The sequence below is a fragment of the Bacillus sp. z60-11 genome (genome assembly GCF_046464135.1).
In the GTDB taxonomy this organism is placed as follows: domain Bacteria; phylum Bacillota; class Bacilli; order Bacillales; family Bacillaceae; genus Bacillus; species Bacillus sonorensis_A.
In genome coordinates this window covers 403,259-419,172 of record NZ_JBIYSN010000004.1, presented here as the reverse complement: position 1 = coordinate 419,172, position 15,914 = coordinate 403,259, and the positions used below count along the sequence as shown (strand labels likewise).

The following is a 15,914-nucleotide window of genomic DNA, read 5'->3' as shown; positions in this document are numbered from 1 at the left end:
AACAGGCACTGTTTGATTATAGCATGTTTGATTTACATGGACACTTCTGTATGAGGCGCCTCGATTTTGCCGTGTTTTTTCTCCGTCTCGGTGACAATGACAGCGCAGGCCGCATCCCCTGTTGTATTGACAGCAGTCCGAATCATGTCCAACAATCTGTCAATTCCCAATATTAGGGCAATTCCTTCAACAGGAAGACCAACCGTTTGCAGAACCATCGCCAGAAGGATCAATCCGACGCCGGGAACCCCCGCCGTACCAATGCTTGCAAGCACCGCTGTCAGAACAACTGTCAACAGCTGGGTCAAAGTCAGATCCACACCGTACACTTGAGCGATAAAGACTGTCGCCACCCCTTGCATGATCGCCGTTCCATCCATGTTGATCGTAGCGCCGAGCGGCTGAACAAAGCTCGAGATCGGCTCAGGAACCTTCAGCTTTCTTTGGGCGACGTCCATGGAAACAGGCAGTGTCGCGTTACTGCTTGACGTACTGAATGCCACAATCATGACTTCTGAAAAATCTTTAAAGAATGTAATCGGATTTCGTTTTGCGATTAAAGCAACCGTTGATCCGTATGTGACGATCGCATGAATGAACAGGGCAAGCACAACGACAATCATATAAAGCCCCATCGCTTTGATCGCATCCCAACCTTGGCTTCCGATTGCACCCGCGATCAAGCCGAACGTTCCGTAAGGCGCGAACTTCATGACAAAGTTGACAAGGAACATCATCAAGTCATTCCCCTGTTCGACCACTTTCAGAAGGGCGTCCGCTTTTTTTCCAAGCATCGTAATCCCGAGCCCGACTAAAATGGAGAATGCGATAATTTGCAGCATATTCCCTTCAGCCATTGCCTGAACAGGGTTTGTCGGAATGATATTCAAGAGCGTTTCAGCAACGCTCGGCGCTTTCTCTGCCGAATATTCCGCACCGCTTGTGTCGTAAGTTCCAATTTTACCAGGCTGAATGACCAATGCCAAAATAAGTCCGATGATGATGGCGACCGCAGTCGTCGTCAAAAAGTACCCAATCGTCTTCGCTCCGATTCTCCCCAGTTTTTTCGGATCTCCGAGTCCTGCTACCCCTAAAGTGAGAGAGAAGAAAACAATCGGAACGACAAGCATTTTAATCAGATTTAAAAAGATCGTGCCAAGCGGCCCGAATAAAAATGTATTAAGCTTGCTGAACAAATCCGGTGACGTGACATTCAACAAAATGCCGACCGCCGCACCGAGCAACAAACCGATGATAATCTTTGTAGCTAACTTCATATTGATGCCTCCCCTTTCTAAAAAAAGCCCATGAGAGATCTCCCACGGGCTTTTACCATTTCAATTGGTTCCACATGACTCTCTTCACGTTGATGAGGTTAGCTGACGGGTTCGGACGAAGAGATGTCCGTCTTTCAGTTCCTTTGAACTAAAAAATTCACCCCAAATGATCGGGTCCCCCACTCCTACAAAAGGATTAAACGTGTGGCTTTATATCGTTATATAACAGTTATACCTGAAAATTCGAAATATGTAAACCACCTTTTCGAATTTACAAATATATGCTATTTCGCGGTTCGGTTTTCTTCCTTATTTGTAACATCAAGTATATCCAGTAAAAAGACAAATATCGGAATCCCAATGATCAGACCCCAAATCCCAATAAAATGTTCGGAGAAAATCAGCACGATAAACGTAAAGAAAATGGGCAGCTCTGTCTTTGCAGACATCAATTTCGGATTCAAAAAATAAGTTTCGATCGCGTGGACAATCATAATGACCAGCACCAGTGAGACGATATAGGCGATCCCTCCAATGCTGTATGCAATGATGCTCAGCGGAATGAGGGAAATCACAACACCGGCGACAGGAACCAGTCCGAGGAAAAACACCATGACCGCCAGGCCGAAAAGCTGGGGAAACCCCATAATCCCGAGAGCGATTGTCGTCAGCGCACAATTAATCGTCGCAATGATGAATTGCGCTTCCAGCACTTTGCCGAACGTTCTCGTGAATTTTTTTCCAAAAAACGCGATTTCCTCATAAAAAACGGCGACCTTGCTCGTTTTAAATTTATTCATCAAGCTCATCACTTTATCTTTTTCAATCAGGAAGAACATACTGAGAATTAACGACATCAGCACTTGCAAGCCGAAGGTGCCGATATCCGTAATGTATGTATAGATAAAGTTCAGTCCTTTTTCCATATAGTGTGTCAGGTTGAAATCGCCGAAGATATTTGTGAACATATCAAGAAAAGGAATACTGTCAGGGTGTGACGCGATATATTTTCCTTGTTTAATAAGCTGCTGAATCTGTATGACGATCACGGGATAATACATGACCCCGCCAATTGAAAGCCCGATGGCAAGAGCCGCATATAAACAGGATACGATCAGTTTCTGGCTGACCTTTATAAAACGATTTAAAAAGCTGCTGATCACACTTTCCAAACGGTTCATTAAAAACGTAAAAATAAATGTGAGCAAAATCAGATTCATCATGCTTCGGAACATATATAAAACGCCCGCCAAAACAACAAAAACAAAAAAACGCCTGACCCCAGGGTGCTGAAAAAATTTAAACAACGCTGCCATTCGAGTACACTCCCACCAGTACTTTAGTCCTTAACTTTTTTAGCATATTCAAAGTTTCATAATTACAATTAGAGTATCATTTGAAATTATATAACAAAACAACGCGGAAATCTCTTTTCCGGATCAATAATTTATCATATTTTAATTTAGACAATGAAGGACACTGTATGGTGAAGCATAATAAAAGAGAGGAGCTTCTGTAAAGCCCTCCCTTTTCTTGATTAGGATTATCCGCTTCTTCTTTGGCGTCCGCCTTTTTCGCCAATTTCCCGGTAGAACTCCTTGTCATGATTTTGACTCGTTTTTTCTCCGCCTTTTTCACCGATTTCTTGATAGAATTCTTTGTCATGGTTGCGTTTTGTCGCCTCTCCGCCTTTTTGACCGATCTCCTGGTAGAATTCCTGATCATGGTTTTCGCTTGTCGCCTCTCCGCCTTTTTGACCGATCTCCTGGTAGAATTCCTGATCATGGTTTTCGCTTGTCGCCTCTCCGCCTTTTTGGCCGATCTCCTGGTAGAATTCTTTATCGTGATTTTCGCTTGTCGCCTCTCCGCCTTTTTGGCCGATCTCCTGGTAAAATTCCTGATCGTGGTTTTGGCTAGTCGTCTTTCCGCCTTTTCTGCCTGCTTCTTCCCTGCTCATTTTGTTGTTTTCGTTATTGTTTGCCATTTTGTTTTCCTCCTTTATAAAGTGTTATGGTTTTTACATTCCACACCTTAAAAAGAATAAACAAAAACAGCACATTCCCGAAAATCTGCGGCCGCTCGTCCTAGACCCTCGTGCCGTTGACCGTCCATTCCGGTTCAAAGACAAGCTCCGCGCTATACTTTTCGAGCGCGCGGCTTATCTCACCCGGATCTTCAAGAAGGCGAATAACACTTGATGCAAACGTGTCTTGCTGATTCGTGTTTTCATAGATCAGATCGTGATCGTTCCTCATAAAATCCAAATAATCCCGTTTTGTTTTCCAAAGCGCCATCACGACGGCTTCCGGGCCGGATTCAGACTCCCGCCATCCGCCCCATTGTCTAATCAGGCCATTGATGTCCTTAACCGGGGTCCATTTCGCCTGAGCCTCACTGAACGGGCGTTTATCCTGTCCGGCCGGTTTGCACCGGATGAGCTTTAACACATTGCCTTCATTCAACATGACGGTTTCCGCGTTTGTTTTTTCGATGCAAAGATTAACCGTTCTTTTTTCAGCTCGCGTCCTGTGAATCACGCCTCGCGGTATAAGAAGAGAATCGTTCGGCTTCAGCACTTCTGTGCCGCGGTCCTTGAAGTCGATTAAAAGCTCGCCCTCGATCACCATAAACAGTTCATCCGAATCCGGGTGGAAGTGCCATATGTAGTCTCCCTCCAGGACTGCGGCCCGCAGGCAATGGTCGTTCACTTCAGAGACGATGAAATTAGCGTGTTTTTCCCCGATTTCCTTTGTCATTTCAGCCATATTCATTTTCGATCCCATTCGAAAGTCCATTTGACTTCCCCCTCTTTTTGATTCATTTTCTCCCGAACTAATTTTACCATTTGACTTTTGGCCTTTCGCCTTTTAAAGTGTTGAATATTGGTGAAAAAACGGTTATAGCAATAGAAGAGGTGTACGTGATATGCAAAAACAAAACGCAAAAGCTTCCGGGCTTTTGCCGCTATTTTTATTTGTCTGCTTATTTGTCGGCTCAGGGCTTGTCACGGGCGACTTTTACAGCCTGCCGATTTTGGTAGCCGCTCTTGCCGCGGCGGTTGTTTCGCTCGCCATGAACCGAAAGGAGCCGCTCAGCCGCAAGACCGAGTGGTTCGCAACAGGAGCGGGACATCCCGATATCATGATTATGGTGATGATTTTTATTTTGGCGGGGGCGTTTTCTTCTGTCGCAAAAGCGATGGGGGCTGTAGAGTCAACGGTGAATCTGGCTCTTTCCCTTGTGCCCGGGCAGTTTTTGGTTGCCGGCTTATTTATCATTGCCGCTTTCATCTCCGTTTCAATGGGTACATCAACCGGCACGATAGCGGCGCTCGCTCCGATCAGCGCCGGGATCAGCGCTGAAATCGGGGTTTCCCCGGCATTTTCGGTTGCTGCCGTTGTCGGCGGCGCCATGTTTGGAGATAACTTGTCATTTATTTCTGATACAACGATTGCCGCCGTCCGCACACAAAAAACAAAAATGTCGGACAAATTCAAAACGAATTTCTTGATCGTGCTGCCCGCAGCGATTGTAACGATCATTCTGCTGATGATTTTCTCATCGGGAGGACACCCTGTATCACAGGCAGGGACTTACAGCTTGATCAAGGTACTGCCGTATCTCGGCGTTTTAATTTTTGCGCTTCTCGGTTTTAATGTGATGGCCGTCATCCTTGGCGGAATCGTCTTATCCGGTGTAATCGGCATTTCCGACGGCAGCCTGACTCTTCACTCCTACCTGCAGGCGATAACGGAAGGAATCGGCGGGATGTCCGAATTGATCATTCTGTCTCTTCTGATCGGCGGAATGGCGGAAATGATGAAACGAAACGGCGGCATCGCCTTCCTGCTTGAGTTTGTTTCCCGCAGAGTCCGTTCGAAAAAAGGAGCTGAAGCCGGAATTGCGGGGCTCGTCAGCACCGCCAACCTGGCCACGGCCAATAATACGATTGCGATCATCACGGCCGGTCCGCTTGCTAAGGATTTATCAGACCAATACGGAATTGACAGCCGGAAATCAGCGAGCATCCTTGATATCTTTTCATGCGTCATCCAAGGGCTGATTCCATACGGCGCGCAAATGCTGTCAGCGGCGCAAATCGCCAAAATATCGCCGATCAGTATTCTCCCTTACTCCTTCTATCCGATTTTGATCGGCATTTGCGGGATTGCCGCGATTTTGTTCGGTTTTCCAAGGTTTACAGAACGTCAGAAAAAGGAAATCTAAACCCGCATCCTGGGCCCTCATTAAGAGGGCCCAGTTTTATTTTGCTCAACTTTAAAAAATGCCGCAGACGTCGAGCCCTCACTTATACTTGACCTCTGCAAACACCTAAGCGCTTTGTACGAATCTCTGTTTCACTGATTTCACCATTTGCACATTTGACTTTGTATGACTTTGCATTTGCCCTGGAACTGACAGAAGCAGCCAGTGTTTCATTGATAAAGTGCACAGCCGCACCGTCATCGACTGCATAGCCTTCTTTTATTTTTCCTTCCAAGATGAACTTGTGGTATGAAGGCTTCCTTTTGCTCTCTCCATCATAATGAGGACAATGGCTTCCCTTCAGAAAGCCTAGACCATCGAGCTTATATAAAGGCGCATTCAACGGGTCAGTTATTCCTTCTTCAAACCAGCAAATTGAACCCGCACTCAATCCAGCAAGTACAACCCCTTTTTCATATGCCTTTTGCAAAACGTCATCTAATCCCCATTCCTTCCACAAAACAAGCATATTCCTCGTACTTCCCCCGCCGACATATATCACATCTTTTTCAACAACATATTTCTCCAATTCTTTAAATTGCGGTTCAAATAAAGATAAGTGTGACGGCTCGCAAGGCAGCGTGTGAAACGCCTTATAAAACCTTTCAATATCATTTGTTTGGTCACCGCTGGCTGTTGGAACAAAACATACCTTTGGTAAATCGTGTTTGACTTGAGCTAAAATATATTGATCTAATAAAAGGTTTTCCGGCTCCATAGAAAAACCGCCGCCGCCCATCGCAATAATCTGCCTCATTCCCTCATTCCTTCCAGTCTGTTCATTCGCAAATGAACTGGATGCATTTTTTAAATCTTGCAAAAAAGAGCACCGCATATATAGCGATGCACGTTTGCCAAAGGAATATATTTATTTTCAGATGACCGGAACCTCTATTGTTTCAGCGCCTCAACTATTCCCCCAATCTTTCCGGTTCTTTCTCGATATCCTCCAGCCGCTCCAATATTCTCCGTTTTTTATACATCATCATGCCTGTTTCCGCCACACCGTTCATCATCGAACGGTTCGTGATCGCGCCAAACAGAATACCGGCGATGGGCACCATTTGAAAAAGCTTTTTCCAGCCGAAGGAATCGCGGTATGTATAGACAACTTCCCGCCAGCCTTGAATTTGTGAGATCATGTTTTGGCGTTCATCCGGGCTGCGATGATATTGGCTGAGTTCTTGAATGATCGCTTTTTTTCCGACGATATCGGCAGAACTCAGCTGCAGGCATTTGATGATAAACATCCGCTCTGTCTTTTCTTTCGGATCATAGCCGTAAGACACCGCGATATCCTGCAAGGTTTTCAAAGAAAGGCCGAGGATGGCGGGAATATCGATCGCTAGTGTGAAAAGGCCGCCCACACCAGTTGTCGCCCCTTGCACGGCCGCGGTGTTCGCTCTGTTTTTGCCAAGCTCTTCGCAAATTTGGTCCATCACCGCTAAAGGCGCCTTTTGCACATCAGCGATCGTTTCCATCGTTTCGTTCGGAAGCTCTTTTTGAAACTTGCGGATCAGATGTTTTTCAGACGTCAAATACTGACCGCCGTTTTGAATAAAACCGCCGATTTCATCCAGCAAAAGGCCGATTTTGTCTTGAATAAAAGCCGGTGTCAGCTTATCCAGCACTTTAAACGGAAGCCGGCCGATTCTTTCCCAAAACCATACTTTCTGCTGTTCTTTTTCCCATTTTTCTATGATTTTCAACTGTTCTTCCAGCTCTGTCTTCTCCAAGAGAATTCTGTCCTCCTTGTTGTTTTGTTTTAGTATACAATGATTCGCCTCAGGAATCCTCGTTTTTGGCAAAACCGCCTGAACAAATAACATCGGAGAATTGGTGGAATCAAAATGATGATGACATCACTGAACAATCAATGTGTAAAGGTATCGGGGTAGAGAAGCATCTTCAAGGATGGGAAAAGGAAAATTGGTTGAGACGCCTGAATGGGCTTGGATTGGAAGGTTGGCAGACTGCGCCGGATTGAAAGCCGGGATGCCGTGATGAACACAATGCCCCATGCAGGAAACCCAACAGTCTGCAAAACGAAAAAAAGGAAAAGGGAAGTTTTATCCCTTTTCCACTGTTTCATGCACCAGTTCAAAAATAGCATCAGCAGCCCTTTTGTAGCCCCCGGCGCTTCGGAGCGATTTGCCGATGTCGGCGGCGCTGTCAGCATAGGAGCGGTTTTCAAGCACTTCTTTCACCTTTTCCCGCAAAACCTCTGATGTGAGCTCTGTTTTGTCCAGTTTAACGCCGGCGCCTGCTCTTTCCACCTGGCTGGCGACGAAGAACTGATCACCTCCCATCGGGATGACAATAAGCGGTGTATCAAAGTAAAGCCCTTCATTTGTGCTGTTCATTCCGCCGTGTGTAACGAACAAATCAGCGGTTTTCAAAAGCTCCAGCTGCGGAATATAAGGCTTGACGATAAAATGGTCTGGGATGTCGTTCAGCTCATCCGGATTCGTATGTCTGCCGATTGACATAACCACTTTTCCGTCAAAGTCTTGCAAGGCATCAATGCACATATTGTAAATCTCTTTTTGCCGATTGAAGATCGTCCCCATTGAGATGACGATGACGGTCTCGCCCTCGAGTTCATGCATCGGGAAGCTGCCCGGGTCGTGGCGGCTCGTGACAGACGGGCCGACGAACAAGTAGTCCTCTCCAAACCTTTCAGCATGAGGCTGAAATTCCCTTGAAGTGAAAACGATTGTGATGTCTCCGGGGCATGAAAAGACATCAAACGGCTGGCTCAGGCTGACAGGATACCGGTCACTTAATTCCAAGAGAAACTGCTGAAGTTGTTCTAAGCAAGGCGAGTTTTCAAGACCGGTTTGATGCGTTTTGCCAAAGGAATGGATCAGTTCTTCATCCATGGCAAACGTCGTGCACAATGAAATACAAGGCAGCCCCATCATTTCGGCAATGATTTTTCCTGCCAAAAAGTGATGATCGAAAATGACATAATCATATTGCTCATCTTTGACTTCCCGGTATATGAGCTGAACGATTTCATCCGCCTTTTTTGCCATGTTTAAACCGATTTCGGCAAAGTCCATTTTCTCATCACCGGTTCTGCTTCTCCCGAAGGATAAATCATCTCTAAAATCGGGATATAAACGAACTTCGGCCCCTGTTTTTTTTATTTTTTCCGCGTATTCTTCGACTGCATAATAGACGACCTTTTCACCACGGCTTTGCAATTCTTTCGTTACACCTATAGAGGGGTTGATATGACCCTCCCCTGGAAAATTAATCATCAGTACATTTCCCATCACAGTACTTCCTTTCCTGCTTCCAAAATTTATTATGAACTTTACTACAAAAACGCTTAACCGTAAAGAAATTTAATGAAGTGAATAATACACAAACATAACCATATGACCATTTGTCTGTTTTTGTATATCTTTCCTTGAAAATTTTTCGTCATACAAATGATCGGATTCGATTATTGAAAACAGGCTTTTTATTACTTGACAACCTGCTTTAGGGAGCCGAATTTACTTTTTTTACTGCAAATTAAAATGCGGCGGATCGTGACACACTACATGATAAGAAACAACACACGGAGGGGCTTATCCATGGAAACGAAAACAACCCGGATTGAAAAAGACTTTCTAGGAGAAAAAGAAGTTCCGGCTGATGCTTATTACGGGGTACAGACGATGAGAGCCGTTGAAAATTTTCCGATCACCGGCTATCAGATCGATGAAGAGCTGATTAAAGCTTTGGCTATGGTCAAAAAAGCGGCCGCTCTCTCCAACATGGAAATCAAGCGGCTGTATAAAGATCTCGGCGAGGTCATCATCAAGGCGGCCGGTGAAATCATGGACGGCCTCTGGCACGATCATTTTATCGTCGATCCCATTCAAGGCGGAGCCGGGACCTCAATGAACATGAACACCAACGAGGTGATCGCGAATAGAGGATTGGAGCTTTTAGGAAGAGACAAAGGCGACTATTTTCATTTAAGTCCAAACACACATGTCAACATGGCGCAGTCAACGAATGACGTTTTTCCGACGGCGATTCACCTGGCGACATTGAATCATATCAAAAAGCTTTTAGGGACGATGGAGGATATGCTTGACGCATTCCGACAAAAAGCGGCTGAATTTGATTCCGTCATCAAAATGGGACGGACCCATCTTCAAGACGCGGTTCCGATCCGGCTCGGACAGGAGTTTGAAGCCTATTCGCGCGTGATTGAAAGAGACATCGAGCGAATTAAACAGTCCCGGCACCATTTGTATGAAGTCAATATGGGAGCGACCGCAGTCGGCACAGGCTTAAACGCCGACCCAAGATATATCAAAAGCGTCGTCGAGCACCTGTCAGAAATCAGCGGCTATCAGCTGAAAGGAGCGGACCATCTTGTTGACGCCACCCAGAACACCGATGCCTACACAGAAGTGTCCGCCGCCCTTAAAGTCGGGATGATGAACATGTCCAAAATCGCCAACGATATCCGCTTAATGGCTTCAGGTCCGAGAGCGGGTCTTGCGGAAATCCGGCTGCCGCCGCGCCAGCCCGGCTCTTCGATCATGCCGGGTAAAGTGAACCCTGTCATGCCTGAGGTGATGAACCAGATCGCATTCCAGGTCATCGGCAATGATCATACGATCTGCCTTGCTTCAGAAGCGGGACAGCTTGAATTAAACGTGATGGAACCCGTCCTTGTTTTCAACCTGCTGCAGTCGATCAAAATCATGAACAACGGCTTCCGCGTCTTTACCGATTACTGTATCAAAGGAATCGAAGCAAATGAAATCAGGCTGAAGGAATTCGTGGAAAAAAGCGTCGGCGTCATTACCGCCGTCAACCCCCATCTCGGATATGAAGCAGCGGCAAGAATCGCAAAAGAAGCGATTGCGACAGGACAATCGGTTCGCGAACTTTGTTTGCTGCATGATGTGCTGACAGAAGAGGAGCTTGATCTGATTCTCGATCCTTACGAGATGACACATCCCGGCATAGCCGGCGCCTCGCTGCTCGAGGAGTAGCCATTCGTTTCACCCGATATGTTTTTACGTGTTTAGCAGTGCTTCAGGAAGGCTAAACATTCAATATAAAACAATTGAAAGAGGGTGGAATGACAATGTTGGGATTTCTCGTTTCTTTAATTGTTGCAATTGTCATCGGTTTGATCGGAGGTGCAATCGGAGGCAGCGGCGCTCCCGGCGGATGGATCGGCTCCATGGTTGTCGGCTTTGTCGGAGCCTGGATCGGTCACGGGCTGTTCGGAACGTGGGGGCCTGACATTGCTGGATTCGCCATTTTTCCGGCTATCATCGGAGCCGCAATCCTCGTCTTTATTTTGAATCTTCTGTTCCGGGGAAGAACAGGTTCGCGGTCTGAAGCATAGGACAGAGGCAGCCAGCATCGCAGGGAGCGGTGCTGGTTTTTGTTTGGCTTGTATAAACTACGCATCTTATGGTTGACAATTCATAATGTCAGGGCATATGATGAATATGGAATTTGCATTAAGGAAACTTTTATGTACAAGGAAAAAACAACGAGAATCTAGGTGAATCATATGGTCAGTCAAGATATGTCCAGACACGCACAAATATCAAAAGAAGCTCAAGACGCACTAGATGGAAAAAGCAAAGGTTTCAAAAGGCTCCTTCCTTTTCTGGGGCCGGCTTTTATAGCTGCCATCGCCTATATCGATCCCGGCAACTTTGCCACAAACATTGCTGCAGGTTCCAAGTACGGATATTTGCTTTTATGGGTTATTCTTTTTTCGAATATTATGGCGCTGCTTATACAGTCGCTGTCCGCCAAGCTCGGCATTGCAACGGGCAAAAATCTTCCCGAGGTTGCAAGGGAGGAATTCCCAAAACCGGTGTCGGTCGGCCTTTGGATTCAGGGAGAGCTCGTCGTCATCGCGACAGACCTTGCCGAATTTATCGGAGCGGCTCTCGGCCTTTATCTATTGTTCGGCATTCCGCTTCTTGAAGCATCGCTCATTGCAGCGGCTGGATCATTCGCGATCCTGGAGCTGCAACGGCGCGGCGTCCGCCCGCTCGAAGCGGCGATTACAGGAATGCTGTTTATCGTCGTGATCGCCTTTGCCTTTCAGACTTTTTTTGCAAAGCCTGACATTGGATCGGTTTTGGAGGGCATGTTTGTCCCTCGCTTTGACGGAACCGACAGCATTCTTCTGGCGGCGGGGATCCTCGGAGCAACGGTTATGCCGCACGCCATTTACTTGCACTCCGCTCTCACCCAAAGAAGGGTGGTTGGAAAAACGGATGCTGAAAAGAAAAAAATATTCCGGTTTGAATTTATCGATATTTTGATCGCCATGCTGATTGCCGGAGCGATCAATGCGAGCATGCTGATCGTTGCCGCCGCATTGTTTTTCAAAAACGGGATTTTTGTCGAGGATCTGGATGTCGCCTTCAGCCATTTCAGCACAATGGTCAGTCCGCTGTCAGCCGTGTTGTTCGGCATCGGACTTTTGACGGCAGGCTTATCCAGTTCATCTGTCGGAACACTTTCGGGAGATATTATTATGCAAGGATTCATCAATTTTCGAATTCCGCTTTATTTAAGACGATTTATCACGATTTTGCCGCCGATTGCCATCATTGCTTCAGGCGTCAACCCGACAACCGCCCTCGTGTTAAGCCAGGTCGTCCTGTCGTTCGGAATCGCCTTCGCTCTCATTCCGCTTATTCTATTTACAAGCAATAAGCGGATCATGGGAAGCCTTAAAAACGCCGCATGGGTGACAGCCGTATCATGGATCATTGCTGTTCTGATCGTCGGACTTAACGTGTTTCTCATTTTTGATACATTTACCGGTTAAAAAAGCTGACTTCGGTCGGCTTTTTTCTTTATACTGGAGAAAAGGAGGATTCTGGATGTTCACACTGAAGATTGATCATGATCTGTATTTAAAAATGCTTGAACCAAAGGATGCACCCGCCGTCTACAAACAGATCCAGCAATCCAAACAGCATTTAAGAAAATGGCTGTACTGGGTCGACGGAACGAAGAAGCTTGAAGACACCGAAGCTTTTATCGAGAATGCCATGAAGCAGGCTGCCGCGAATAACGGCTTTCAGGCAGGGATCTGGCATCAACAGCAATTCGCCGGCATGATCGGCCTGCACTATATCAATTGGACCAACCGAACGACATCGATCGGCTACTGGCTCGGTGAATCTCATCAGGGAAAAGGAATCATGACGAGCGCATGCCGCGCGCTGATTGATATGATGTTTAACGAATATGAACTCAACCGGGTTGAAATCAGGGCGGCGGTTAAAAACAGCAGAAGCCGGGCGATACCCGAAAGGCTCGGATTTGTGAAAGAAGGCTGCCTCAGACAATGCGAATGGCTTCATGATCATTTTGCCGATCATTTCGTCTACGGACTCCTGAGGAAAGAATACGCCGAGCGCGGCAAATAAGTTCGAAACTTGTCACACCCTTTTTTACCGTTTATCTGGTATGATAGATAAAAAAATATGAGGTTTTCGCAATGAAAATATTTGTCCTATTCTACTTATGGCTTGTCCCGCTTGTTATCGGACTGATCTTTTTCCGGATCACCCAAAGGATGAGCTTTCAAAAAAGATTCTTTCCGGCCTATGTGATGATCGGACTGGCGGCTCTCGTGTTTGCCGTGTGCTATCTGATCGGACAGCCTTATCTCGGCAACTTCTTCGGAGGCACGATGCTGTTTGGAACGGTTCTTCCGTTTATGGCTGCGGCGATGAAGAAAAACAAATAACCTGTAATGAAAGCTTGTCAAAGACAGGCTTTTTTTATATTTGCACCAAAACCCACTCTGCCAGAATCCTGATCGGACGCTTATGGGCTCACAAGCTGAACATCAATCGCTTGATAGAAAGCGTTTTCAGTATCAGCCACATCCCAAACGGCCAAAATCACATGGTATCCTTGGCGGTCTTGTGGCACTTCTATTTGATGGGATAGATGATTGGATGCAGGAGACCCGTCATGTTCTATTGTGCCGATCGCTTCAAAGTCGGCTCTTTTCAGCGGCTGATTGGGGTCCCAGTCTTTTTTGGTGATATAGTAGTGCCATTGGCTCGTTTTGTGGGGAGCGGTATATGTCCAAGTAAATGTATGGACGCCTCCGGTCATGATGTGTTTAAACCAGCGATTCTCAGACTGCTGATCAAGAATGCCGCCGAACAGTCCGCCCGCAGATGCAATTTGCCCATCAGCAGGTCCGTCCTGCGGAAACCCCTTTTTCGCCTCCAGGCTTTGCGGTTCATACATGACGCTGCCGCAATTCAAATTGAGCAGTCCATAGGACTCGCTGCACAAAGCCGCCCTGCTTTCGGGCTTTTCAACAAAACCATGGGCAAACGCCTGCTGAGGAATGAACAACAATCCCGACCATAATGCCGCCGCTATCACCGCGGCGCTTCGCTTTTGAAAAAGCTGCATTTTGATAACCCCTCCCTTTTCATTGTGAGATGGGTTTTGGTGCGCTGTCGGCCGGCTGTTTTACACGCCCCGCCTTCTTTTATTTTCCATATAAACAGCCGATAAATCAACGGAATCGGAAAAAAATCGCCAAGGAAGCTGCTGCCCCTTGGCAAAATCATTAAAATAACCTTTTTATACTTTTCTTTAGCGGAGGCAAGTCCAGTTCTTTTTTTCCAAAGAATTTCTTCACCATATATTTGCTGTAGTTTGCCGCTTGTGTATAGGATATCTTTCCGGGAAGCGGCGGCTCGTCTTCGATCGTCACATCAATAATGGCCGGTTTTTGTGAGGCAAAAGCGCTTTTCAACGCCGGGATGAGCTCTTCATGCTTGACCACACTGAAGCCTTTCCCGCCGCAGGCTTCGGCAAATTTGGCGAAATCGATGTTTTCGAGATCTGTCGCATATTCAAGATGCCCCTTTTCCTGCTGTTCATATTGAATCATCCCCAAGTTTTGATTATTGAATATGACGACGACAAGCGGAAGGTCGTATTTGACAGCGGTCGGAAAATCGTGCATCGACATGCTGAAGCCGCCATCTCCGCAAACGGCCACCACCTGGCGCCCGGGGTGCGACAGCTTGGCGGAAATCGCGCCGGGTAAACCGCAGCCCATCGTACCGAGCCAGCTTGAAATCAGAAACTCCTGACCCGTCATTTGAAAATGGCGGGCCATCCATACCGTCACATTCCCGACGTCAACCGACAGCACCGCATCATCTGCGACTGCATCTTCAAGCCTTGCGATCACCTGCTGCGGCTTCAGCGGTGATGTCGCCACTTGTTCGTCTTTTTCTAATTGCTGCCGCCATTTGTTCATATGTTCTGTACAGCTTTCTAAGAATGAACGGTTCGTTTTTCGTTCGATTGTTCTCGTCAGTTCAGCGAGCCCAAGCTTGGCATCACAGACAAGGGCCGCTTTTACCGGATACCGCTTGCCGATTTTTGCAGGATTGTTGTCGAGCTGAACAGCCGCTGCACCCTCCGGCAGATAATCGCGGTAAGGAAACGAAGTCCCCAGCATGATCAAGAGGTCGCATTCCTCCATCGCTTCATATGCGGGCTTTGTCCCGATGTGCCCGAGATTTCCGAGCATATGCGGATGCCGGTCGGGAACAATCCCTTTTGCCGGAAGCGTGATGATGATTGGAGCGGCCGCTTTATCTGCAAACGCCAGCAGTTCCTCCCTCGCCGCTTTCATTCCTCTTCCGGCCAAAATCACCGGCTTTTTCGCCTCATTGATCAATTGGGCGCATTGCAGTAGCTGACTTTGCTTCGGGCGAAGGTCGCCGTCGATATAGAGCGCTGATGTATACACCGGCTTTCGCTCGACTCTTTCGGCAAACACATCATCGGAGACGGATAGAACGGCGGGCCCTTTTTGGCTGTATGCGGTGCGGATCGCCTGATTGAGAAGATCCGGAAGCGCCTCTGCCGAATGGACCTGCTGATTGAAGACAGATACATCCTCAAACAGTCTCTCAAGACCGATCTCCTGAAAATAATCCCTGCCAATCTGATTCGAAGACACCTGTCCCGTAATCGCCAGGACAGGTGCGCCATCGGCTTTCGCATCGTACAGCCCGTTCAGCAAATGAACGGCGCCCGGCCCTGCAATCGACAGGCAGACACCGATTTTGCCGGTTAATTTCGCCTCAGCCGCAGCAGCGAGAGCCGCGGTTTCCTCATGGCGCACTTGAATAAAGCGAATATTGCTTTCTTCATGCCGCAAATCATCGATCCATTCATTGATGCTGTCTCCCGGCATGCCGTATACATGATGGATATTCCATTCTTTCAACAGCTCTGCTGCTATTTTTCCTGCGGTTTTGTTTGCCATACTACGTCCTCCTTTGTTTCTTTCCTTACCACCTCCCATTTTTGCTGAAA

At 47.1% G+C, this 15,914-nt stretch carries 14 protein-coding genes, 3 pseudogenes and 1 riboswitch; of the genes and pseudogenes, 7 read left to right on the top strand and 10 right to left on the bottom strand.

Annotated elements, in window-relative coordinates; translation table 11 throughout:
* Window positions 1–32: 32 nt before the first annotated feature.
* From ACINLD_RS14295 to ACINLD_RS14275, 5 genes and pseudogenes are all read right to left on the bottom strand, one after another.
* Complete coding sequence (locus ACINLD_RS14295; RefSeq protein WP_026585976.1) at window positions 33–1,277, bottom strand: dicarboxylate/amino acid:cation symporter; 1,245 nt, start codon at window positions 1,275–1,277, stop codon at window positions 33–35.
* Window positions 1,278–1,350: 73 nt separating this feature from the next.
* Window positions 1,351–1,490: riboswitch (cyclic di-AMP (ydaO/yuaA leader) on the bottom strand.
* Window positions 1,491–1,561: 71 nt separating this feature from the next.
* A complete protein-coding gene (locus ACINLD_RS14290) occupies window positions 1,562–2,593 on the bottom strand; it encodes an AI-2E family transporter (RefSeq protein WP_026585975.1) in 1,032 nt (343 codons plus the stop codon).
* A gap of 227 nt (window positions 2,594–2,820) precedes the next feature.
* Window positions 2,821–3,261, bottom strand: coding sequence for a glucose starvation-inducible protein GsiB (gene gsiB / locus ACINLD_RS14285; RefSeq protein WP_077735683.1), 441 nt, complete (start codon window positions 3,259–3,261; stop codon window positions 2,821–2,823).
* A 100-nt stretch (window positions 3,262–3,361) separates the two neighbouring features.
* Window positions 3,362–3,709, bottom strand: a pseudogene (locus ACINLD_RS14280) (DUF4937 domain-containing protein); the annotation flags it as partial.
* A gap of 21 nt (window positions 3,710–3,730) precedes the next feature.
* Window positions 3,731–4,060: pseudogene (locus ACINLD_RS14275) on the bottom strand (cupin domain-containing protein); the annotation flags it as partial.
* A gap of 142 nt (window positions 4,061–4,202) precedes the next feature.
* Between ACINLD_RS14275 and ACINLD_RS14270 the strand changes: the two are divergent.
* On the top strand, window positions 4,203–5,504 hold the full coding sequence (locus ACINLD_RS14270; protein WP_026585972.1) for a Na+/H+ antiporter NhaC family protein: 1,302 nt from the start codon (window positions 4,203–4,205) through the stop codon (window positions 5,502–5,504).
* Window positions 5,505–5,586: 82 nt separating this feature from the next.
* Here the strand turns inward: ACINLD_RS14270 and ACINLD_RS14265 are convergent, their stop codons facing one another.
* Window positions 5,587–6,300 carry a Type 1 glutamine amidotransferase-like domain-containing protein gene (locus ACINLD_RS14265; RefSeq protein WP_409444862.1) on the bottom strand — a complete coding sequence of 238 codons (714 nt, stop codon included), beginning with the start codon at window positions 6,298–6,300 and terminating at the stop codon, window positions 5,587–5,589.
* A gap of 154 nt (window positions 6,301–6,454) precedes the next feature.
* Window positions 6,455–7,279, bottom strand: a complete 825-nt coding sequence (locus ACINLD_RS14260; RefSeq protein ID WP_372708726.1) for an EcsC family protein — start codon at window positions 7,277–7,279, stop codon at window positions 6,455–6,457.
* A 65-nt stretch (window positions 7,280–7,344) separates the two neighbouring features.
* Here ACINLD_RS14260 and ACINLD_RS14255 point away from each other — a divergent pair, with 65 nt between their 5' ends.
* Window positions 7,345–7,530, top strand: a complete 186-nt coding sequence (locus tag ACINLD_RS14255) for a hypothetical protein (protein ID WP_142246053.1) — start codon at window positions 7,345–7,347, stop codon at window positions 7,528–7,530.
* Between the two features lie 82 nt (window positions 7,531–7,612).
* Here ACINLD_RS14255 and ACINLD_RS14250 read toward each other — a convergent pair whose 3' ends face one another.
* Window positions 7,613–8,824, bottom strand: coding sequence for a macrolide family glycosyltransferase (locus ACINLD_RS14250; protein ID WP_026585969.1), 1,212 nt, complete (start codon window positions 8,822–8,824; stop codon window positions 7,613–7,615).
* A gap of 306 nt (window positions 8,825–9,130) precedes the next feature.
* Here ACINLD_RS14250 and aspA point away from each other — a divergent pair, with 306 nt between their 5' ends.
* The 5 genes from aspA to ACINLD_RS14225 all read left to right on the top strand — a co-directional run bounded on the left by aspA (window position 9,131) and on the right by ACINLD_RS14225 (window position 13,296).
* Window positions 9,131–10,552: an aspartate ammonia-lyase gene (aspA, locus tag ACINLD_RS14245; RefSeq protein ID WP_026585968.1), complete on the top strand. Its 1,422-nt coding sequence runs from the start codon at window positions 9,131–9,133 to the stop codon at window positions 10,550–10,552.
* A gap of 95 nt (window positions 10,553–10,647) precedes the next feature.
* Window positions 10,648–10,914: a GlsB/YeaQ/YmgE family stress response membrane protein gene (locus ACINLD_RS14240; protein ID WP_026585967.1), complete on the top strand. Its 267-nt coding sequence runs from the start codon at window positions 10,648–10,650 to the stop codon at window positions 10,912–10,914.
* A gap of 171 nt (window positions 10,915–11,085) precedes the next feature.
* Window positions 11,086–12,366 (top strand): Nramp family divalent metal transporter, encoded by a 1,281-nt coding sequence (locus ACINLD_RS14235; RefSeq protein WP_026585966.1) that lies wholly within the window; start codon window positions 11,086–11,088, stop codon window positions 12,364–12,366.
* Window positions 12,367–12,421: 55 nt separating this feature from the next.
* Entirely contained in the window at window positions 12,422–12,973 is a 552-nt protein-coding gene (locus ACINLD_RS14230) for a GNAT family N-acetyltransferase (RefSeq protein ID WP_410207041.1), read from the top strand.
* A 71-nt stretch (window positions 12,974–13,044) separates the two neighbouring features.
* The gene (locus ACINLD_RS14225) at window positions 13,045–13,296 is read left to right on the top strand and encodes a hypothetical protein (protein ID WP_026585964.1); all 252 of its coding nucleotides are present in this window, start codon (window positions 13,045–13,047) and stop codon (window positions 13,294–13,296) included.
* 86 nt (window positions 13,297–13,382) lie between these two features.
* Here the strand turns inward: ACINLD_RS14225 and ACINLD_RS14220 are convergent.
* Together ACINLD_RS14220 and ACINLD_RS14215 are read right to left on the bottom strand one after the other, a co-directional pair.
* Window positions 13,383–13,982 (bottom strand): annotated as a pseudogene (locus ACINLD_RS14220) (lytic polysaccharide monooxygenase); the annotation flags it as partial.
* Window positions 13,983–14,142: 160 nt separating this feature from the next.
* Window positions 14,143–15,864 carry a pyruvate oxidase gene (locus tag ACINLD_RS14215; RefSeq protein WP_026585961.1) on the bottom strand — a complete coding sequence of 574 codons (1,722 nt, stop codon included), beginning with the start codon at window positions 15,862–15,864 and terminating at the stop codon, window positions 14,143–14,145.
* Window positions 15,865–15,914: the final 50 nt, after the last annotated feature.